Source organism: Enterobacter sp. NFIX58 (assembly GCF_900110475.1).
Lineage (GTDB): Bacteria > Pseudomonadota > Gammaproteobacteria > Enterobacterales > Enterobacteriaceae > Enterobacter > Enterobacter quasiroggenkampii.
Genome location: NZ_FODW01000005.1, coordinates 16,190 through 36,899, shown reverse-complemented (window position 1 = coordinate 36,899; position 20,710 = coordinate 16,190). Strand labels below are relative to the sequence as shown.

General features: G+C 54.1%; 20 protein-coding genes. 1 reads left to right on the top strand and 19 read right to left on the bottom strand.

What is annotated here, in order from left to right; all coding sequences use genetic code 11:
- The first annotated feature begins 61 nt into the window (after positions 1 to 61).
- On the top strand, positions 62 to 727 hold the full coding sequence (yieH, locus tag BMW97_RS18900) for a 6-phosphogluconate phosphatase (protein ID WP_032648584.1): 666 nt from the start codon (positions 62 to 64) through the stop codon (positions 725 to 727).
- 31 nt (positions 728 to 758) lie between these two features.
- Here the strand turns inward: yieH and BMW97_RS18895 are convergent, their stop codons facing one another.
- The 19 genes from BMW97_RS18895 to mnmG all read right to left on the bottom strand — a co-directional run bounded on the left by BMW97_RS18895 (position 759) and on the right by mnmG (position 20,663).
- Positions 759 to 1,934 carry an esterase gene (locus BMW97_RS18895; protein WP_045909357.1) on the bottom strand — a complete coding sequence of 392 codons (1,176 nt, stop codon included), beginning with the start codon at positions 1,932 to 1,934 and terminating at the stop codon, positions 759 to 761.
- A gap of 134 nt (positions 1,935 to 2,068) precedes the next feature.
- Entirely contained in the window at positions 2,069 to 2,794 is a 726-nt protein-coding gene (phoU, locus tag BMW97_RS18890; protein ID WP_008500182.1) for a phosphate signaling complex protein PhoU, read from the bottom strand.
- 26 nt (positions 2,795 to 2,820) lie between these two features.
- Positions 2,821 to 3,594 carry a phosphate ABC transporter ATP-binding protein PstB gene (pstB, locus tag BMW97_RS18885; protein WP_008500183.1) on the bottom strand — a complete coding sequence of 258 codons (774 nt, stop codon included), beginning with the start codon at positions 3,592 to 3,594 and terminating at the stop codon, positions 2,821 to 2,823.
- A 47-nt stretch (positions 3,595 to 3,641) separates the two neighbouring features.
- Positions 3,642 to 4,532 (bottom strand): phosphate ABC transporter permease PstA, encoded by an 891-nt coding sequence (gene pstA / locus BMW97_RS18880; protein WP_024907882.1) that lies wholly within the window; start codon positions 4,530 to 4,532, stop codon positions 3,642 to 3,644.
- On the bottom strand, positions 4,532 to 5,491 hold the full coding sequence (pstC, locus tag BMW97_RS18875; RefSeq protein ID WP_023309793.1) for a phosphate ABC transporter permease PstC: 960 nt from the start codon (positions 5,489 to 5,491) through the stop codon (positions 4,532 to 4,534). Before pstC ends, pstA begins: the two co-directional genes overlap by 1 nt.
- Positions 5,492 to 5,617: 126 nt before the next feature.
- The gene (gene pstS, locus BMW97_RS18870; protein WP_032675678.1) at positions 5,618 to 6,658 is read right to left on the bottom strand and encodes a phosphate ABC transporter substrate-binding protein PstS; all 1,041 of its coding nucleotides are present in this window, start codon (positions 6,656 to 6,658) and stop codon (positions 5,618 to 5,620) included.
- 321 nt (positions 6,659 to 6,979) lie between these two features.
- A complete protein-coding gene (gene glmS, locus BMW97_RS18865) occupies positions 6,980 to 8,809 on the bottom strand; it encodes a glutamine--fructose-6-phosphate transaminase (isomerizing) (protein ID WP_008500188.1) in 1,830 nt (609 codons plus the stop codon).
- Positions 8,810 to 9,033: 224 nt separating this feature from the next.
- Positions 9,034 to 10,404, bottom strand: a complete 1,371-nt coding sequence (glmU, locus tag BMW97_RS18860; RefSeq protein WP_045909356.1) for a bifunctional UDP-N-acetylglucosamine diphosphorylase/glucosamine-1-phosphate N-acetyltransferase GlmU — start codon at positions 10,402 to 10,404, stop codon at positions 9,034 to 9,036.
- A 138-nt stretch (positions 10,405 to 10,542) separates the two neighbouring features.
- Positions 10,543 to 10,962, bottom strand: coding sequence for a F0F1 ATP synthase subunit epsilon (locus BMW97_RS18855; RefSeq protein ID WP_003862360.1), 420 nt, complete (start codon positions 10,960 to 10,962; stop codon positions 10,543 to 10,545).
- Positions 10,963 to 10,982: 20 nt separating this feature from the next.
- Positions 10,983 to 12,365, bottom strand: a complete 1,383-nt coding sequence (gene atpD, locus BMW97_RS18850) for a F0F1 ATP synthase subunit beta (protein ID WP_003862362.1) — start codon at positions 12,363 to 12,365, stop codon at positions 10,983 to 10,985.
- Positions 12,366 to 12,396: 31 nt separating this feature from the next.
- A complete protein-coding gene (gene atpG, locus BMW97_RS18845) occupies positions 12,397 to 13,260 on the bottom strand; it encodes a F0F1 ATP synthase subunit gamma (RefSeq protein ID WP_024907886.1) in 864 nt (287 codons plus the stop codon).
- A 51-nt stretch (positions 13,261 to 13,311) separates the two neighbouring features.
- Entirely contained in the window at positions 13,312 to 14,853 is a 1,542-nt protein-coding gene (gene atpA, locus BMW97_RS18840) for a F0F1 ATP synthase subunit alpha (RefSeq protein WP_003862367.1), read from the bottom strand.
- 12 nt (positions 14,854 to 14,865) lie between these two features.
- A complete protein-coding gene (gene atpH / locus BMW97_RS18835; RefSeq protein ID WP_008500192.1) occupies positions 14,866 to 15,399 on the bottom strand; it encodes a F0F1 ATP synthase subunit delta in 534 nt (177 codons plus the stop codon).
- Between the two features lie 14 nt (positions 15,400 to 15,413).
- A complete protein-coding gene (gene atpF, locus BMW97_RS18830) occupies positions 15,414 to 15,884 on the bottom strand; it encodes a F0F1 ATP synthase subunit B (RefSeq protein WP_003862370.1) in 471 nt (156 codons plus the stop codon).
- Positions 15,885 to 15,932: 48 nt separating this feature from the next.
- Positions 15,933 to 16,172: a F0F1 ATP synthase subunit C gene (gene atpE / locus BMW97_RS18825; RefSeq protein ID WP_000429386.1), complete on the bottom strand. Its 240-nt coding sequence runs from the start codon at positions 16,170 to 16,172 to the stop codon at positions 15,933 to 15,935.
- A gap of 49 nt (positions 16,173 to 16,221) precedes the next feature.
- Complete coding sequence (atpB, locus tag BMW97_RS18820; RefSeq protein ID WP_008500193.1) at positions 16,222 to 17,037, bottom strand: F0F1 ATP synthase subunit A; 816 nt, start codon at positions 17,035 to 17,037, stop codon at positions 16,222 to 16,224.
- Positions 17,038 to 17,045: 8 nt separating this feature from the next.
- Complete coding sequence (gene atpI, locus BMW97_RS18815; RefSeq protein ID WP_008500194.1) at positions 17,046 to 17,426, bottom strand: F0F1 ATP synthase subunit I; 381 nt, start codon at positions 17,424 to 17,426, stop codon at positions 17,046 to 17,048.
- A gap of 616 nt (positions 17,427 to 18,042) precedes the next feature.
- A complete protein-coding gene (gene rsmG / locus BMW97_RS18810; RefSeq protein WP_045909355.1) occupies positions 18,043 to 18,666 on the bottom strand; it encodes a 16S rRNA (guanine(527)-N(7))-methyltransferase RsmG in 624 nt (207 codons plus the stop codon).
- A gap of 107 nt (positions 18,667 to 18,773) precedes the next feature.
- Positions 18,774 to 20,663, bottom strand: a complete 1,890-nt coding sequence (gene mnmG / locus BMW97_RS18805; RefSeq protein WP_014072433.1) for a tRNA uridine-5-carboxymethylaminomethyl(34) synthesis enzyme MnmG — start codon at positions 20,661 to 20,663, stop codon at positions 18,774 to 18,776.
- Between the last annotated feature and the right edge of the window lie 47 nt (positions 20,664 to 20,710).

The window sequence follows — 20,710 nt, the reverse complement described above, 5'->3', positions numbered from 1 at the left end:
CAACGATTGCGTTCCGGTGAACTGCCGTACGTAAACGTTAAACTGGTTAAAAGGGAAAGGCATGTCCGGAATTGAAGCGGTATTTTTCGACTGCGACGGTACGCTGGTCGACAGTGAGGTCATTTGTTCCCGCGCGTATGTGGCCATGTTCCAGGAATTTGGCATTACGCTGGAACTCGAAGAGGTGTTTAAACGCTTTAAGGGCGTGAAGCTCTACGAGATCATCGACATCATTAACGAAGAACACGGCGTCGTTCTTGAGAAGGCGGCTCTGGAACCGGTGTACCGCGCCGAGGTTGCACGCCTGTTCGATTCGGAGCTGGAGGTGATTCCGGGCGCAAACGCGCTGCTGGATGCGATGACGGTGCCGATCTGCGTGGTCTCCAACGGTCCGGTCAGCAAAATGCAGCACTCGCTGGGCAAGCTTGAGATGTTGCACCACTTCCCGGAAAAACTGTTCAGCGGCTACGATATCCAGCGCTGGAAGCCGGACCCGGCACTGATGTTCCATGCGGCAAAGGCGATGAACGTCAACGTAGAGAACTGCATTCTGGTGGATGACTCGTCTGCGGGCGCGCAGTCGGGGATTGATGCGGGAATGGAGGTGTTTTACTTCTGCGCCGACCCGCACAACAAGCCGATCGATCATCCCAAAGTCACGACCTTCACCGATCTGGCGCAGCTACCCGCGCTGTGGAAGGCCCGCGGGTGGGATATTACGCGTTAAGCAGACCCTCCCGGCAGGGAGGGCGACAGGTTTATCTGAAGAGCTTTTGAACAAACTCAGCATAGGCCGGACGCCAGACATCCATTTCGTGATTCAGACCGGGGTACATTTTATAGTCGAATTTGATGCCCTGTTTTTCCAGCTCCGCTTTCAGACCGGCGATATCTTTGCCGGTCACCGAATCGCGCTCTCCCACGACGACGGTGAAGTTATGCAGCTGCCGGTTAATGGCCTCCGGCTGCTTAAAGCGTGCGGCCACGCCGTCGTCAGGCACGGTTGTTGTGGTAACGCCACTGAACGTTCCCAGCCAGCCGAAGCTGTCCAGATGGTTCATACCGGATACGAGCGCCTGATAGCCGCCCTGTGACAACCCCGCCAGCGCCCGGCCATCAGCATCTTTACGCACGTTGAAGCGTGTATCCACCAGCGGAATAATCTCGCTCATCAGTTCACGGTCTGCGGCTTTCGCATTAAGCGGGTAGAAGGATTTCCGTCGTTCTGCCGGGGGGAAATTCTCGGGAATGGCCTCAGCGCTCTCCGTCTCGGTGTCGGGTACGACCACCAGCATCGGTTTGATTTTCCCCTCGGCCATCAGGTTATCCATCATTTGCGGCAGGCGGCCCTGATCGATTGCCGAGAGCCCGGTATCCCCAAAGCCATGGTAGAAGTAGAGCACCGGTAGAGGTTCCCCTTTGCCGTTGTAGCCAGGGGGAGTCCATACATAAACGCGGCGCTCTGACTTGAGTGACGGCGAGTGCCAGGTCAGGGTGGTGAGATCGCCATGCGGTACGGCACGATCGTCGAGAATGCTGCCCGGAACCAGAATCAGGCTGGTGTTCACCTGCCGCTGAGGTTTTTGATAACGGCTTCCCGTGTCGACTGAACGGAAACCATCGATATCGAAATAATATTCGTAGAGATTCGGGGCCATCGGCTCACTTTTCCATGTCCAGACGCCATTTTTCTCTTTCGTCATATCATGGGAAACCTGGGTTTCAGGCATTGACCCTGTCACCACGGAGACTCGCGTTGCGCCGGGCGCAAACAGGCGAAACGTAATGCTTTTATCCGCATTGACCTGCGTCACATAGCGGCTGACCGGGGTAGCCGGGTCGGGTGTCGCTGGCAACGGTGCGGCAATCACGTTTGTTCCAGCACCGATCCCGATGCTGATAGCCATCGCCAGGCACGCTAATGAATTTTTCATATCCCATCCTTTGCTGTTTTTTTCGTCTCACGTTAGCGCGTTTCGAACGTCAGGCAACGGATGAAGGGGAGAATTGTGATTACTATAGAAATAATAACGCCGGTAAGTACCGGCGTTATTATCAGATGACAGGATTACTCTTTCGGATCTTTACCCGCCAGCAGCTTGTCCAGCTCGTCGCCGCCCACGTGACGGAAGTCCTGACCCTTCACGAAGTAGAAAATGTACTCGCAAATGTTCTGGCAGCGGTCGCCGATACGCTCGATGGAGCGCGCGCAGAACAGAGCCGTCAGTACGCTTGGGATCGTACGGGAATCTTCCATCATGTAGGTCATCAGCTGACGCACGATGCCTTCATACTCCTGATCGACCTTCTTGTCTTCGCGGTAGATACGCACCGCTTCGTCCAGATCCATACGCGCAAAGGCATCCAGCACGTCGTGCAGCATCTGCACGGTGTGGCGGCCCAGCGACTCCAGGCTGACCAGCAGCGGCTGATGCTGCTGAGAGAACTTCTCCAGCGCGGTACGGCAGATTTTATCGGCGACGTCACCGATACGTTCCAGCTCGGCGATGGTTTTGATGATCGCCATCACCAGACGCAGGTCGCTCGCCGTCGGCTGACGCTTCGCGATAATGCGCACGCAGGCCTCGTCGATGGCGACTTCCATCATGTTGACGTTTTTGTCGCCTTCAATGACGCGCTTCGCCAGCTCGCTGTCCTGGTTGTGCATCGCCGTAATCGCATCAGAAAGCTGCTGCTCGACCATGCCGCCCATGGTCATCACCTGGGTGCGAATGCTTTCCAGCTCTGCGTTGAACTGGCCGGAAATGTGTTTATTAAGATTGAGGTTGTCCATGGTTTCTCCACATGCACTAAGGCAAATCAACCGTAGCGGCCAGTAATATAATCTTCGGTTTGTTTCTTCGCGGGCTTAGTGAACAGATCGTCCGTGTTACTGAACTCAATCAATTCACCCAGGTACATAAACGCCGTGTGATCGGAGCAACGTGCAGCCTGCTGCATGTTGTGGGTCACGATAACCACGGTGTAATCCTGCTTCAGCTCGGTGATCAGTTCTTCAATACGACCGGTTGAAATCGGGTCCAGCGCTGAACACGGCTCATCCAGCAGCAACACTTCCGGGCGAATCGCAATACCGCGCGCAATGCACAGACGCTGCTGCTGACCACCGGAGAGAGAGTACCCGCTCTGGTGCAACTTATCTTTGGTTTCGTTCCATAATGCGGCCTTGGTCAAAGCCCACTGCACGCGCTCATCCATATCGGCACGGGAGAGCTTTTCAAACAGGCGAACGCCAAAGGCGATGTTGTCATAAATGGACATCGGGAACGGCGTGGGTTTCTGGAACACCATCCCCACTTTCGCGCGCAGCAGGGCGATATCCTGAGCCTGGGTCAGAATGTTTTCGCCGTCGAGGATGATTTCCCCTTCAGCGCGCTGCTCCGGATAGAGCGAATACATTTTGTTAAAGGTACGCAGCAGCGTGGATTTCCCACAGCCGGACGGACCGATAAATGCCGTGACCTGGTTCTTTGCGATATCCAGGTTGATGTTCTTCAGGGCATGGAATTTGCCGTAGTAGAAGTTCAAATCACGAACCTGAATCTTACCCGGGGCAGTATCAACCATACTCATTGACTCATTTCCTCATTCGGCGCCGCGAGCTGCCGCGCCGTAAAAAATTAACCGTGTTTCTTCTTCGCGAAAATGACGCGCGCCAGAATGTTCAGCAACAGTACGCAAAGGGTAATGATCAGCACCCCGGCCCAGGCCAGCTGCTGCCATTCCGCGAAGGGGCTCATCGCAAATTTAAAGATCGTCACCGGCAGGTTGGCGATCGGCTGCATCATGTCCGTGCTCCAGAACTGGTTGGAGAGGGACGTAAACAGCAGCGGTGCCGTTTCACCCGCGATACGCGCCACCGCCAGCAGGATACCGGTCATGATCCCGGAGACCGACGCCTTCAGCGTAATCGCAGAGATCATCTTCCATTTCGGCGTACCCAGCGCGTAAGCCGCTTCACGCAGGCTGTCCGGCACCAGTTTCAGCATGTTCTCGGTGGTTCGAATCACAATCGGCACCTGCAGCAGCGCCAGCGCAATGACGCCCGCCCAGCCGGAGAAGTGTTCCATCTGCGCCACCACCACGGTGTAAACGAACAGACCCACGACGATAGACGGGGCTGACAGCAAAATGTCGTTAATGAAGCGAATCACTTCTGCCAGCCAGGATTTACGGCCGTATTCTGCCAGGTAGATCCCCGCCATGATGCCCAGCGGCGTGCCGAAGACCGTCGCCCAGAGGATCAGCAATCCGCTGCCCGCCAGGGCATTCGCCAGGCCACCTCCCGCCGTGTTCGGCGGCGGCGTCATTTCGGTGAACAGCGACAGTGACATTCCGTCAATCCCGCGAACGACCGTCGAGAAGAGGATCCAGACCAGCCAGAACAGGCCGAATGCCATCGTCGCCATAGAGAGCGTCAGGGCAATGCGGTTTTTCATGCGGCGTCTGGCCTGCATTTTGCGGCGGGATTCCGCCAGTTCAGCAGTTGCTTGCATTTCGAGAGTGGCCATTAGCGTGCTCCCTCATTTTTAGCGAGACGCATAATCATCAGCTTGGAAATCGCCAGAACAATGAAGGTAATTACGAACAGAATCAGACCCAGCTCCATCAGCGCCGCGACGTGCAGACCCGATTCCGCTTCCGCAAATTCATTCGCCAGCGCAGAGGTAATACTGTTACCCGGCATATAGAGCGACGCGCTGTCGAGCTGGTAGGTGTTACCGATGATAAAGGTGACTGCCATGGTTTCACCCAGCGCGCGACCTAAGCCCAGCATCACGCCCCCGATCACCCCATTTTTGGTGAACGGAAGGACGATGCGCCAGATCACTTCCCAGGTGGTGCAGCCGATACCGTAGGCCGACTCTTTCATCATCACCGGCGTTTGTTCGAAGACATCGCGCATAACCGCCGCAATGTACGGAATAATCATGATGGCGAGGATCACGCCAGCCGCCAGAATGCCGATACCGAAAGCCGGGCCAGAGAACAGGGCCCCCACAAACGGAATGGCAGAGAGGACGTTACCCACCGGTTCCTGGAAGTACGTGGCGAACAGTGGCGCAAAGATGAACAGGCCCCACATGCCGTAGACGATACTCGGAATAGCTGCCAGCAGTTCAATGGCGATCCCCAGCGGACGACGCAGCCAGCCCGGCGCCAGCTCCGTCAGGAACAGGGCAATACCAAAGCTTACCGGAACCGCAATCAGCAGGGCGATGAACGAGGTCACCAGCGTGCCGTAAATTGGCACCAGGGCACCGTAGATGTCGTTCGGCGCATCCCACTCTTTGGTCCACAGGAAGGAGAAACCGAATTTCTGGATGCTCGGCCAGGAGGAGAAAATCAGAGACACGATAATGCCGCCCAGCAGCAATAGCACAATCAGCGCAGCCAGTTTGACCAGCGCGCTGAAAATCATGTCACCTTTTTTACCCGGAGGGTTAAATGCAGGCTTGGTTGCAGCCATAAATTACTCTTCTGTTAAACGCGTTTACGAAATCGCCGGGTGGCGCTTGCGCTTACCCGGCCTACAGTCGGAACCGTAGGGCGGGTAAGCGCAAGCGCCACCCGCCATTTTCGTCAGAATGCTAAATTAATACAATGCTTTACCGCTGCTGTCTTTTACGTTGGTTTTCCATGCAGCGCGAATCTGCTCAACCACGTTGTCTGGCAGGGTGGCGTAATCCAGAGCGTTAGCCTGTTTGCCGCCGTTTTTGTATGCCCAGTCGAAGAACTTCAGCACTTCAGCACCCTGTTCAGGTTTCTTCTGCTCTTTGTGCACCAGGATGAAGGTGGTAGAGGTGATTGGCCATGCACCTTCGCCCTTCTGGTTAGTCAGATCCTGCGCGAAGGATTTGCTCCAGTCAGCGCCTTTCGCGGCGTTAGCAAAGTTCTCTTCGGTCGGGCTAACCGGTTTGCCGTCGGCTGAAACCAGTTTGGTGTAGGACAGGTTGTTCTGCTTCGCGTACGCATACTCTACGTAGCCGATGGAACCAGGCAGACGCTGTACGAACGCGGCGATACCGTCGTTACCTTTACCGCCCAGGCCGGTAGGCCAGTTAACGGTAGAACCGGAGCCGACTTTAGATTTCCACTCTTCGTTCACTTTCGCCAGGTAGCTGGTGAACACGAAAGAGGTACCGGAACCATCCGCGCGGCGAACCACGGCGATGTTCTGAGAAGGCAGCTTCAGGCCTGGGTTGAGCTTGGCGATCGCTTCGTCATCCCATTTTTTGATGTTGCCCAGGTAGATGTCACCCAGCGTTTTGCCGTCCAGCACCAGCTCACCCGACTTCACGCCCGGCAGGTTGATGGCCAGAACCACGCCACCGATCACGGTAGGGAACTGGAACAGACCTTCCTGAGCCAGTTTGTCATCAGACAGCGGAGCGTCAGACGCGCCGAAATCAACCGTGTTCGCGGTAATTTGTTTCACGCCACCGGAGGAGCCGATACCCTGATAGTTAACCTTGTTACCGGTTTCTTTCTGGTAGGTATCCGCCCATTTGGCATACACCGGCGCAGGGAAGGTTGCACCAGCGCCAGTCAGGCTTGCTTCTGCAAATACAGAGAACGCGCTCAGAGATAAGGTCGCGGCGACAACAGTTGCGACAGTGGTACGCATAACTTTCATAATGTCTCCTGCAAGATTTTCGTAAATCGTTGTTTAGTGGCTACGATGAGCAAAATAGGACAAACAGGTGACAGATAAATGTACGAATTATGACAGTTTTATGACAATGAAAATTTAACTTAAAATTAAACAAAACAAAGCTTAATTTTCATCGAGTTAGCCACTTTTATGACAGGTTGTTTTCAGAAATATTTTCTTTATGTGACACTGAAAAAAGTAGCTGAAGATGACAAATTGTCATTATTAAAAATGAGAAAGGATTGATGAAAAACAAACCAGGCAGGATAAAAAAGCTCCACCCGAAGGTGGAGCCTGAAGGGTTTATTCTACAGTGACCGATTTCGCCAGGTTACGCGGCTGGTCGACGTCGGTGCCTTTGATCAGCGCCACGTGGTAAGCCAGCAGCTGCAGCGGAACGGTGTAGAAGATCGGTGCAATCACCTCTTCCACATGCGGCATCTCGATGATGTGCATGTTGTCGCTGCTGGCGAAACCGGCATCTTTGTCGGCGAAGACGTACAGGACACCACCGCGGGCGCGCACTTCTTCGATGTTAGATTTCAGTTTTTCCAGCAGTTCGTTGTTGGGTGCCACAACGATGACCGGCATATCGGCGTCAATCAGCGCCAGCGGGCCGTGTTTCAGTTCGCCTGCCGCATACGCTTCAGCGTGAATATAGGAGATCTCTTTCAGCTTCAGCGCGCCTTCCAGCGCAATCGGATACTGATCGCCACGACCCAGGAACAGGGCGTGATGCTTGTCAGAGAAATCTTCCGCCAGGGCTTCAATGCGTTTGTCCTGAGACAGCATCTGCTCAATACGGCTCGGCAGCGCCTGCAGACCATGAACGATGTCATGCTCAACGGAAGCATCTTCGCCTTTCAGGCGTGCCAGCTTCGCCACCAGCATCAGCAGAACGGTCAGCTGAGTGGTAAACGCTTTAGTGGAGGCCACGCCGATTTCGGTACCCGCTTTGGTCATCAGCGCCAGATCGGATTCACGCACCAGGGAAGAGCCCGGGACGTTACAGATGGCCAGAGAGCCCAGGTAACCCAGCTCTTTAGACAGTCGCAGCGCAGCCAGGGTATCCGCCGTTTCACCAGACTGGGAAAGGGTGATCATCAGGCTGTTACGACGCACCGCAGATTTGCGATAGCGGAATTCAGACGCAATTTCCACATCACACGGCACGCCCGCCAGGGATTCAAACCAGTAGCGAGAGACCATACCGGAGTTGTAGGAGGTGCCGCAGGCCACGATCTGAATGTGCTCAACCTTGCTGAGCAGTTCATTCGCATTTGCACCCAGCTCGCTCAGATCCACTTCACCGTGGCTGATGCGCCCGGTCAGGGTGTTTTTGATGGCGTTTGGCTGCTCGTAAATCTCTTTCTGCATGTAGTGACGGTAAGCGCCTTTGTCGCCCGCGTCGTACTGCAGGTTAGATTCGATCTCCTGGCGCTTCACCTGCTCGCCTTTGGTATCGAACACGGTCACGCTGCGGCGAGTCACTTCGGCGATATCCCCCTCTTCCAGGAAGATAAAGCGGCGGGTGACCGGCAGGAGCGCCAGCTGGTCAGAGGCGATAAAGTTTTCACCCATGCCCAGACCGATAACCATCGGGCTACCGGAACGCGCGGCCAGCAGCGTGGACGGATCGCGGGAATCCATGATCACCGTACCGTACGCACCGCGCAGCTGAGGGATAGCACGCAGCACCGCATCACGCAGTGTGCCGCCCTGCTCCAGCTCCCAGTGCACCAGGTGAGCAATCACTTCGGTGTCCGTTTCAGAGACGAAGGTGTAGCCGCGCGCTTTCAGTGCTTCGCGCAGCGGTTCGTGGTTTTCGATAATGCCGTTGTGCACAACCACGATGTGTTCAGACACATGCGGGTGCGCGTTGCCTTCAGACGGTTCGCCGTGCGTCGCCCAGCGGGTATGCGCAATACCGGTTCCCCCGTGCAGCGGATGTTCTTCCGCGGCCTGGGCCAGCATCTGCACTTTACCGAGACGACGCAGACGGGTCATATGACCTTCTGCATCGACGACAGCCAGACCGGCAGAGTCGTAACCACGGTATTCCAGACGACGTAAACCTTCGAGAAGGATTTCAGCAATATCACGCTGCGCAACTGCGCCAACAATTCCACACATAATTTATATTCCGAATTTAGGCATTATGCCTGCGTTGTCGCTGACCTGTATTTGCCCTTTCCGGGCGCCCCGAGCCTTGTAGAGAGTGGGGTTATTGTTATGGGTACTGCTTGTGGGGGGAGATATATATTTATCTCCTCTCCCGGGTTTGCCTGATGACGGCTACGCCTTATCAGGCCTACTCAATCGTAGGGCGGGTAAGCGTAGCGCCACCCGCCTTGTTGTTACTTTTTCTTCACCGGGCGTTTCCAGCCCTGCTTGCTGACCTGCGGAACGCGGCTTAATACCAGCTCGTTCTCGGCCACATCGCGCGTTACGGTTGTTCCAGCGGCAATAGTCACCCCGTTACCCACGGTAACAGGCGCCACCAACTGCGTATCGGAGCCAACGAACACGTCATCACCAATGATCGTTTTAAACTTATTAGCGCCGTCATAGTTACAGGTAATCGTCCCTGCACCAATATTCACGTTATTGCCAATTTCCGCGTCGCCCAGATAGGTCAGATGACCGGCTTTAGAGCCTTTACCCAGACGCGCTTTTTTCATCTCCACGAAGTTACCCACGTGAGCGCCTTCCAGCAGCTCAGCACCCGGGCGCAGGCGCGCAAACGGGCCGATAGTACAGGCCACGTCCAGACGGGCATCTTCCACCACGCTGTACGGGCTGATTTCGCAGTCGTCACCGATGATGCTGTTTTTGATCACGCAGCCGGCGCCAATTTTGACGCGGTTGCCCAGCGTCACGTTACCTTCGAGGATAACGTTAGTATCAATCTCAACGTCACGCCCGTGAGATAATGAGCCACGCAGATCGAAACGCGCCGGATCGCGCAGCATCACGCCTGCCAGCAGCAGTTTTTCAGCCTGTTCGGACTGATAAACACGCTCAAGGCGGGAAAGCTGAAGACGGTTATTCACCCCTTCGGTTTCGCTGATGCGTGCCGGATGGACCGCCGCAATCTCGCGCCCTTCGTGGTACGCCATCGCAATAATGTCGGTGATGTAGTATTCACCCTGCGCATTGTTGTTATTGAGTTTCGACAGCCAGCGCTTCATATCCGCGCCATTGGCAATCAGGATCCCCGTGTTGATCTCCTGAATCTGACGCTGCGCCTCACTGGCATCTTTATGCTCAACAATACCCGTAACGTTGCCGTTATCACGGGTGATACGACCATAACCGGTTGGATCGTCCAGCACGACGGTTAATAAACCGATGCCGCCCTGCGGTTTGGCTTCACGCAGGCGAGTCAGTGTTTCAACAGAGATCAGCGGGACATCGCCGTAGAGCATCAAAATGTCTTCGTCATCCGCAAAGAAGGGCGCTGCCTGCTGCATGGCATGGCCTGTACCCAACTGTTCAGCCTGAAGCACCCAGTTGAGCTTGTCGTCGCTCAGCGTCTTTTTAAGCAGATCGCCGCCGTGGCCGTAGACCAGGTGAACCTGATTAGCACCCAGTTCATTCGCTGCATCAATGACATGCTGCACCATTGGCTTTCCTGCAAGCGTGTGAAGCACTTTAGGCAGGTCGGAATACATGCGGGTCCCTTTGCCTGCGGCAAGGATCACCACGCTCATCGCACTGTTTGACATACGCATCCTGACGGTAGTTTGAGTGAGAAGTAAAAACGTTTGATGCTTAAAATTCTACATCTTTTTCAGCATGAATTAAGGCCGAAAAAAAAAGCCAGCCTGGTATCCAGACTGGCTTTTGTGCTTTTCAAGCCGGTGTTACATCGCTTTTTTGGTCAACTCGATAACGCGCAGTTTCGCGATCGCTTTGGCCAGCTCCGCAGACGCCTGAGCGTAATCCACGTCACCATGAGAGCTGTTAATGTGCTCTTCAGCCTTACGCTTCGACTCCAGGGCTCGCGCTTCGTCGAGATCCTGGCCACGAATAGCGGTATCGGCCAGAACGGTCACACTGCCAGGCTGCACTTCAAGAATGCCGCCGGACAGATAGATAAACTCTTCGTGACCGAACTGTTTAACGATGCGGATCATACCAGGCTTAATGGCGGTGAGCAGCGGTGCGTGACCCGGGAAAATACCCAGTTCACCTTCACTACCCGTTACCTGGATTTTCTCGACCAGACCAGAGAACATTTGTTGCTCTGCGCTGACGACGTCCAGGTGGTAAGTCATTGCCATATCACCCTCCGATTAAGGCGTTAAAGTTTTTTGGCTTTTTCCACAGCTTCTTCGATGGAACCAACCATGTAGAACGCCTGCTCTGGCAGGTGATCGTATTCGCCTTCCATGATGCCTTTAAAGCCACGGATGGTGTCTTTCAGGGAAACGTATTTACCTGGAGAACCGGTGAATACTTCCGCAACGAAGAACGGCTGGGACAGGAAGCGCTGGATCTTACGCGCACGTGCTACCACCAGTTTGTCTTCTTCAGACAGTTCATCCATACCCAGGATGGCGATGATGTCTTTCAGTTCCTGGTAACGCTGCAGCAGGGACTGTACGCCACGCGCGGTGTCGTAGTGTTCCTGACCAACAACCAGTGGATCCAGCTGACGGCTGGTGGAGTCCAGCGGGTCAACGGCCGGGTAGATACCCAGAGACGCGATCTGACGGCTCAGTACCACGGTTGCATCTAAGTGCGCAAAGGTGGTGGCTGGTGATGGGTCAGTCAAGTCATCCGCAGGTACGTATACCGCCTGAACGGAGGTGATAGAACCGGTTTTGGTAGAGGTGATACGTTCCTGAAGAACACCCATCTCTTCCGCCAGCGTAGGCTGATAACCTACCGCTGAAGGCATACGACCCAGCAGTGCAGATACTTCAGTACCGGCCAGGGTGTAACGATAGATGTTATCAACGAACAGCAGAACGTCACGGCCTTCGTCACGGAACTTCTCAGCCATCGTCAGGCCGGTCAGCGCAACGCGCAGACGGTTTCCAGGTGGCTCGTTCATCTGGCCGTAAACCAGGGATACTTTGTCCAGAACGTTGGAGTCGGTCATTTCGTGGTAGAAGTCGTTACCCTCACGAGTACGTTCACCTACGCCCGCAAACACAGAGTAACCGGAGTGCTCGATCGCGATGTTACGGATCAGCTCCATCATGTTTACGGTTTTACCTACACCCGCACCACCGAACAGACCAACTTTACCGCCCTTCGCGAACGGACACATCAGGTCGATAACTTTGATACCGGTTTCCAGCAGTTCCTGAGAGCTGGACAGCTCTTCGTAGGAAGGTGCCGCGCGGTGGATAGCCCAACGCTCTTCTTCACCGATGTCGCCTTTCATGTCGATTGGCTGACCCAATACGTTCATGATACGACCCAGTGTTGCTTTACCTACCGGGACTTCGATCGGGTGCTCAAGGTCTTTTACTTCCAGACCACGACGCAGACCGTCGGAAGAACCCATCGCGATGGTACGCACGATACCGCCGCCGAGCTGCTGCTGAACTTCCAGCACCAGGCTCTCGTTACCATTCTGTACCTCAAGCGCGTCGTACACGCGTGGTACGGCGTCCTGAGGGAACTCGACGTCCACCACGGCGCCGATTACCTGGACAATCTTTCCAGTAGCCATCTTGAATCCTCTACGTAATTCGTAAACCTGGTTAAACCGCGGCGGCCCCCGAGACGATCTCGGTGAGTTCCTGAGTAATGCTGGCCTGACGAGCTTTGTTGTAAACCAACTGCAGCTCTTTAATCAGGCTGCCGCCATTATCGGTCGCGGCTTTCATCGCCACCATTCGTGCGGCCTGCTCGCTGGCCAGGTTTTCTACAACGCCCTGATAAACCTGAGATTCAACGTAACGACGCAGCAGGGTATCCAGCAGCGGTTTCGGATCGGGTTCATACAGGTAATCCCAGGTTTTTTGCTTCAGCTCGCCATCTTCTGATGCCGGTAACGGCAGCATCTGAGTGAGCGTTGGAACCTGAGACATGGTGTTAATGAATTTGTTGCTGACAACGTACAGTCTGTCCAGACGGCCTTCATCATAAGCCTGCAACATCACTTTAACCGGGCCGATCAGTTCGGACAGGGACGGGTTATCACCCATACCGGTCACCTGAGCGACAATGTTGCCACCAACGGAATTAAAGAAAGAGACGCCTTTAGAGCCGATCATTGCGATATCGCACTGAACGCCTTTTTCAGACCATGCTTTCATATCCGCCAGCAGTTTTTTGAACAGGTTAATGTTCAAGCCGCCACACAGACCACGGTCGGTCGACACCACCAGGTAGCCCACGCGCTTAACGTCGCGTTCTTCCAGGTAAGGGTGCTTATATTCCAGATTACCGTTTGCAAGGTGACCAATCACTTTGCGCATGGTTTCTGCATAAGGACGGCTGGCCGCCATGCGATCCTGCGATTTACGCATTTTGGAAGCGGCGACCATCTCCATCGCTTTAGTGATCTTTTGCGTGTTCTGGACGCTTGCGATCTTACTACGTATCTCTTTTGCGCCGGCCATGAGCTTCTCCTCAATGCCAGGCGGCTTGTCCTGAGACAAGCCGCCGGACGATTACCAGGATTGGGTTGCTTTGAAGGAATCGAGGATAGCTTTCAGCTTGCCTTCGATTTCGTCGTTATAGCCACCGGTCTGGTTGATCTCTTGCATCAGCGGAGCGTGATCACGGTCGACGTAAGCCAGCAGAGCGGCTTCGAAGCTACCGATTTTCGCCAGTTCCACATCTTCGAGGTAACCGCGTTCAGCCGCGAACAGAACCAGGCCCTGCTGAGCAACAGACATTGGTGCGTACTGTTTCTGCTTCAGCAGCTCGGTCACTTTCTGACCGTGGCTCAGCTGTTTACGGGTTGCTTCGTCCAGATCGGATGCGAACTGAGAGAACGCAGCCAGTTCACGATACTGTGCCAGCGCGGTACGGATACCACCGGACAGTTTCTTGATGATCTTGGTCTGAGCAGCACCACCAACACGGGATACGGAGATACCCGGGTTAACTGCCGGACGAATACCGGAGTTAAACAGGTTGGTTTCCAGGAAGATCTGACCATCGGTAATGGAGATTACGTTGGTCGGAACGAACGCAGAAACGTCACCCGCCTGGGTTTCAATGATCGGCAGAGCGGTCAGAGAGCCCGTTTTACCCTTCACTTCACCTTTGGTGAAGTTCTCGACGTATTCCGCGTTAACGCGGGAAGCACGCTCCAGCAGACGAGAGTGGAGGTAGAATACGTCGCCAGGGAACGCTTCACGTCCAGGTGGACGACGGAGCAGCAGGGAAACCTGACGATAAGCAACAGCCTGTTTAGACAGGTCATCGTATACGATCAGCGCATCTTCACCGCGGTCACGGAAGTATTCGCCCATTGCGCAACCGGCGTATGGCGCCAGGTATTGCAGTGCAGCAGATTCAGACGCGGTCGCCACCACAACGATGGTGTTAGACAGTGCGCCGTGCTCTTCCAGTTTACGAACCACGTTGGAAATGGTGGACGCTTTCTGGCCGATGGCCACGTACACACATTTGATGCCGGAGTCACGCTGGTTGATGATGGCGTCGATAGCCATCGCGGTTTTACCTGTCTGACGGTCACCGATGATCAGTTCACGCTGACCACGACCGATTGGGATCATGGCATCAACGGACTTATAACCTGTCTGAACAGGCTGATCTACGGACTGACGGTCGATAACGCCCGGTGCGATAACTTCGATTGGGGAGAAGCCATCGTGCTCAACCGGACCTTTACCGTCGATTGGCGCACCCAGGGTGTTAACAACGCGACCCAGCAGGCCACGGCCAACCGGCACTTCCAGAATACGGCCAGTACACTTAACCTTCATGCCTTCGGCGAGGTCAGCGTATGGACCCATCACAACTGCACCAACGGAGTCGCGCTCCAGGTTCAGTGCGATAGCGTAACGGTTACCCGGCAGGGAAATCATCTCACCCTGCATACAATCGGCCAGGCCGTGAATGCGGATAACACCGTCACTTACAGAAACAATAGTACCTTCGTTGTGAGCTTCACTCACAACATTGAACTGAGCAATGCGCTGCTTGATCAGTTCGCTGATTTCGGTGGAATTCAGTTGCATGCTCCAGTCCCCTTAAGACTGCAAGACGTCTGCAAGGCGCTCAAGACGGCCGCGTACGCTGCCATCAATGACCATATCACCCGAGCGGATGATTACGCCTGCCATTACAGACTTATCGATTTTGCAATTCAGCTTAACTTTGCGTGACAGACGTTTTTCCATCGCGGCGGTAATTTTCGCAAGCTGTTCGTCACTCAGTTCAGTCGCGGAAGTCACTTCGACTTCAGCGGTAGCTTCACTAAGGGCACGTAAGTGCTCAAACTGCTCGAGAACATCCGGGAGCACACGGAGACGACCATTCTCTGCCATCACCTTAATCAGGTTCTGGCCGTTGGCATCCAGTTGCTCTCCGCACACGGCGATAAACGACGCGGCGAGGGTTTCAGGTGCTAACGCACCGGAAAGCAACTCGGCCATTTGTTCGTTTTTCGTCACCTCAGCGGCAAACGCCAGCATATTCTGCCAGCGATCGACATTTTGGTGTTCGATAGCAAAGTCAAAAGCTGCTTTGGCGTAGGGGCGAGCTACCGTAACAAATTCAGACATCAGCCCCTCCCTCCTTACAGTTCAGCGACAAGTTTGTCCACGATGTCGCTGTTAGCAGCTTCATCCACGGAACGTTCGATGATCTTCTCGGCGCCAGCAACAGCCAGAATCGCAACCTGCTTACGCAGTTCTTCACGAGCACGTTTACGCTCAGCTTCAATTTCAGCCTGAGCCTGTGTCACGATCTTAGTACGTTCCTGTTCTGCTTCAGCTTTGGCTTCGTCCAGGATCTGCGAACGGCGTTTGTTAGCCTGTTCGATGATAACCTGAGCTTCCGCTTTCGCTTTTTTCAGCTGGTCTGTCGCGTTGGCCTGTGCAAGGTCCAAATCTTTCTTAGCGCGTTCTGCAGAAGCCAGACCGTCAGCAATTTCTTTCTGACGTTTTTCGATGGCAGCCATTAAAGGCGGCCATACATACTTCATGCAGAACCAGACAAAGAGAATAAACGCGATGGCCTGGCCGAGGATTGTTGCGTTCATGTTCACAGCACAATACCTCTTTAATATCTGTGGCTTAGGGTTTTAAAACTACTACTACGCGACAGCAAACATCACGTACAGACCCAGACCTACAGCGATCATTGGGATAGCATCCACCAGACCCATAACGATAAAGAACTGAGTACGCAGCAGAGGAATCAGATCAGGTTGACGCGCAGCGCCTTCCAGGAATTTGCCCCCGAGGATGCCGATACCGATCGCAGCACCGATAGCCGCCAGACCCATCATCACAGCGGCAGCCATGTACAGCAGATCCATATTCAGGTTTTCCATGACAGTCTCCAGTTTGTTTCAATTAAAACGTAGTAGTGTTGGTAAAAAATCAGTGCTCTTCAGACGCCATCGACAGATAGACGATCGTCAGAACCATGAAGATAAAGGCTTGCAGCGTAATGATCAGGATGTGGAAAATGGCCCACGGCACATTCAGAACCCACTGTGACCACCACGGCAGAAGACCCGCGATCAGAATGAAAATCAGCTCACCCGCATACATGTTGCCGAACAGTCGCAGACCCAGTGAAACAGGTTTGGACAGCAGGCTAACGCCTTCCAGGATCAGGTTGACCGGAATAAACGCCCAGTGGTTGAACGGCTGCAAGGTAAGCTCTTTCACAAAGCCGCTTACGCCTTTCATTTTGATGCTGTAGAAAAGAATCAGGATAAACACGCCCAGCGCCATCGACAGGGTGATGTTCACGTCCGCAGACGGTACCACACGCAGTGCAGGCAGGCCGAAGATGTGCTCGCCGATAAACGGCAGCAGATCGATTGGCAGCAGGTCCATCAGGTTCATCAGGAAGACCCAAACGAACACGGTCAGCGCCAGCGGAGCAATCAGCTTGCTCTTGCCATGGTACATGTCTTTGACGCTGCCATGGACGAAGCCGATGATCATTTCGATGAAGGTCTGGAATTTCCCTGGTACACCGCTGGTCGCTCGTTTAGCAACACCGCGGAACATGGCCAGGAACAGAAGACCCAAAACCACCGAGAAGAACATGGAGTCGATGTTGATCGTCCAGAAGGTGGCCGGGGGGTTATGTGGATCCACCAGCGAGAATGTACGCAGGTCCAGCTGAAGGTTATTCAGATGGTGACCTATGTAATCCTGCGGCGTCATATTTTCTGAAGCCATGATGCCTTTTACCCTTTGTTATTGATTACAGCTGGAGCCAGAACTTGTACCACCAGCACCAAAACCCACGTTGCTATCAGCGGCATGAAGACCACTTTCAAAACCGCCAGCGCCATCACCAGTAGAGCAAAGGTCAGCAACACCTTACACACTTCGCCGAGGGCGAAGGACCAGGCCACGCGGCCTTTGGCAGGTGTATGCGCCTGATGACGCCAGGCAAAAATCATAAACAACACATTTGGCAGCACAACCGCCAAACCCCCGCACACGGCGGAGATGCCCCAGAAGGGGTCTTTGAGGCTAAACAGCAGTCCACTTGCTATCACAGCCAGAAACTGAATGAACAGAAGCTTACGAGCAACGTTTCTACTCAAGAGCGACACAGACATCACGTTTTTACTCCTGCTCCCTTCGAGGTATGCCGCGTGTCGTATAAAACGTCCTTTAAGGCTCAGAGTCAAGCATCAAAAAGCGGTCAAATTATACGGTGCGCACCCGTGATTTCAAACATTAAGTAGCGAAAAGGTGAATAAATGTTTAAATATTTTTCCCCACCGCTATTTTTTAACTTTCGCTGAAAGCGTCAACCTTCGACCAAAACTGCAAACAGCGCGAAAACGTTGACGATAAAGCGTGCACGAGATCACAAAACACACATTTGCAATAAGGTTGTATTTATCAAAGGCGCAAATCGCGGAAATTTATCTTTATGAAATTAAACGCAAAACGTCGTAACTATTTTCAAAACAGCCCAGTACACAATAAAAACCTTTTATTGACATTCTTAATAAATAATTAACATTGCGTTCTGGTTACTGCCTTCCACTTTTAGCAGACTTATATTTTCACAGATGACTATCTTCTCGGTGAATAATAGTTACTTCGTTAACCGGAAGAAAAACCTTAGTGAAGCAGAGGTTAAAAGCTGCCCGATAAATCCCCGCTAGTTGTGCTGTTTTTTAACATGATAAGAACAGCACGAATTCCACATTTTTTATTAATTTTTTAAAAATTGTTTGGCTTAATTATCACCAGGTGACGTTCACCTTCGAGCTGAGGAATCTCTAATTTCTCAATAGACTCGACAGCAAAACCGTCCGGAAGCTGTTCAATCTCATCGCCTGGCAACTGCCCTTTCAGCGCATAAAAGCGGCCGTTCTCCGCAGGTAAGTGTTTGCACCAGCTCACCATATCGTTGAGCGACGCAAATGCGCGGCTGATAACCCCGTCAAACGGCGGCTCTGCCGGGAACTCCTCTACCCTGCTCTGCACGGGCGTGATGTTCTCAAGCTTCAGCTCATGCTGTACCTGACGTAAAAAGCGCACGCGTTTGCCGAGGCTGTCCAGCAGCGTGAAATGGCTCTCAGGGCGAACAATCGACAGCGGAATACCCGGCAGACCAGGGCCCGTCCCCACGTCGATAAAGCGTTCACCTTTCAGCCAGGGGGCAACCACGATGCTGTCGAGAATGTGGCGAACGAGCATCTCGTTGGGGTCGCGAACAGACGTCAGGTTGTACGCTTTGTTCCATTTGTTCAGCATATCGACATAGGCCACCAGCTGATTTTTCTGGTGATCGGTGAGCGAAATACCTGCCTGATCCAGCAGACGAGAGAGTTTGTTGAGCACGGTGAATACCTGTTGAGAGACTTAAGTGGCGGGTGGCGCTTCGCTTACCCGCCCTACGGAGTTCAGTAGGCCCGGTAAGCGCAGCGCCACCGGGCAATTTCAAGGCTTTACGCGCTACGGCGCAGCATGCCCTGCTTTTTCAGCCACACCAGCAGGATCGAAATCGCCGCTGGAGTCACACCCGAGATGCGGGACGCCTGACCGATCGATACCGGTTTGTGATCGTTCAGCTTAGCGATCACTTCGTTGGAAAGGCCCGTCACCTGGCGGTAGTCCAGCATTTCCGGCAGCAGCGTGTTTTCGTTACGCTGCTGTTTTTCAATCTCATCCTGCTGACGCGCGATGTAACCTTCGTACTTCACCTGGATCTCAACCTGCTCCGCCGCTTCAGCATCTTCCAGGCCCGGCGCGAACGCGGTCAGTTTGACCAGGTTCTCGTAGGTGACTTCAGGACGGCGCAGCAAATCTTCACCGCTGGCCTCGCGCGACAGCGGCGCGGTTAAGTGAGCGTTTACTTCAGCAGCGGTTTCCGCCTGCGGATTCACCCAGGTGGTTTTCAGACGCTGACGTTCCTGTTCAATGCGCTCCAGCTTCTCGTTGAAGCGCGCCCAGCGTTCGTCATCGACCAGACCGAGCTCGCGGCCCATTTCGGTCAGACGAAGGTCGGCGTTATCTTCACGCAGCATCAGGCGATATTCTGCGCGAGAGGTAAACATACGGTACGGTTCTTTGGTACCCAGCGTGCAGAGATCGTCAACCAGCACGCCCAGGTACGCCTGAGAACGGCCGGGTGCCCAGCCTTCTTTCTCGGCAGAGAAGCGCGCAGCGTTCAGGCCAGCAAGCAGGCCCTGTGCAGCCGCTTCTTCGTAGCCGGTGGTGCCGTTAATCTGACCCGCGAAGAACAGACCGTGGATGAATTTGCTCTCCAGGGTCGGCTTCAGGTCACGCGGATCGAAGAAATCGTACTCAATAGCGTAGCCAGGGCGAACGATTTTTGCGTTCTCCATACCCTGCATTGAGCGAACAATTTGCATCTGCACGTCGAACGGCAGGCTGGTGGAGATGCCGTTCGGGTAAATTTCGTTTGAGGTCAGCCCTTCCGGCTCCAGGAAGATCTGGTGCTGGTTGCGATCGGCGAAGCGCATCACTTTGTCTTCGATCGACGGGCAGTAGCGCGGACCGATCCCTTCGATCACGCCAGCGTACATCGGGCTGCGATCGAGGTTATTGCGGATCACGTCGTGGGTTTTCTCGTTGGTATGCGTGATATAGCACGGCACCTGCTGCGGATGCTGTGCCGCATTGCCCATGAACGAGAAGACCGGCATTGGGTTATCACCGTGCTGTTGCGCCAGCACGCTGAAATCAATGGTACGCGCATCAATACGCGGCGGCGTACCGGTTTTCAGGCGGCTAACGCGCAGCGGCAGTTCGCGCAGACGGCGAGACAAGGGAATAGACGGCGGATCGCCAGCACGACCACCGCTGTAGTTATCCAGGCCGATATGAATTTTACCGTCCAGGAATGTCCCCACGGTCAACACCACGGCTTTGGCGCGGAATTTGAGGCCCATCTGGGTCACCGCGCCTACGACGCGATCGTTCTCAACGATAAGATCTTCAACCGCCTGCTGAAAGATCATCAGGTTCGGCTGGTTCTCCAGCGCGGTACGCACCGCCTGACGGTAAAGTACGCGGTCTGCCTGTGCACGGGTCGCTCGAACAGCAGGCCCTTTGCTCGCGTTTAGTATCCTAAACTGGATGCCGGCATGATCGATCGCTTTCGCCATCAGGCCGCCAAGTGCATCCACTTCTTTTACCAGGTGTCCTTTCCCAATGCCGCCAATCGCCGGATTACAGGACATTTGTCCCAGCGTGTCGATATTGTGTGTCAAAAGCAGGGTCTGCTGACCCATTCGCGCTGCGGCCATTGCGGCCTCAGTGCCTGCGTGACCCCCGCCAATGATGATGACGTCAAAAGGATCCTGATAAAACATGGTGGTCTGCCTCGCGTAAAGCGGTATGAAAATGGATTGAAGCCCGG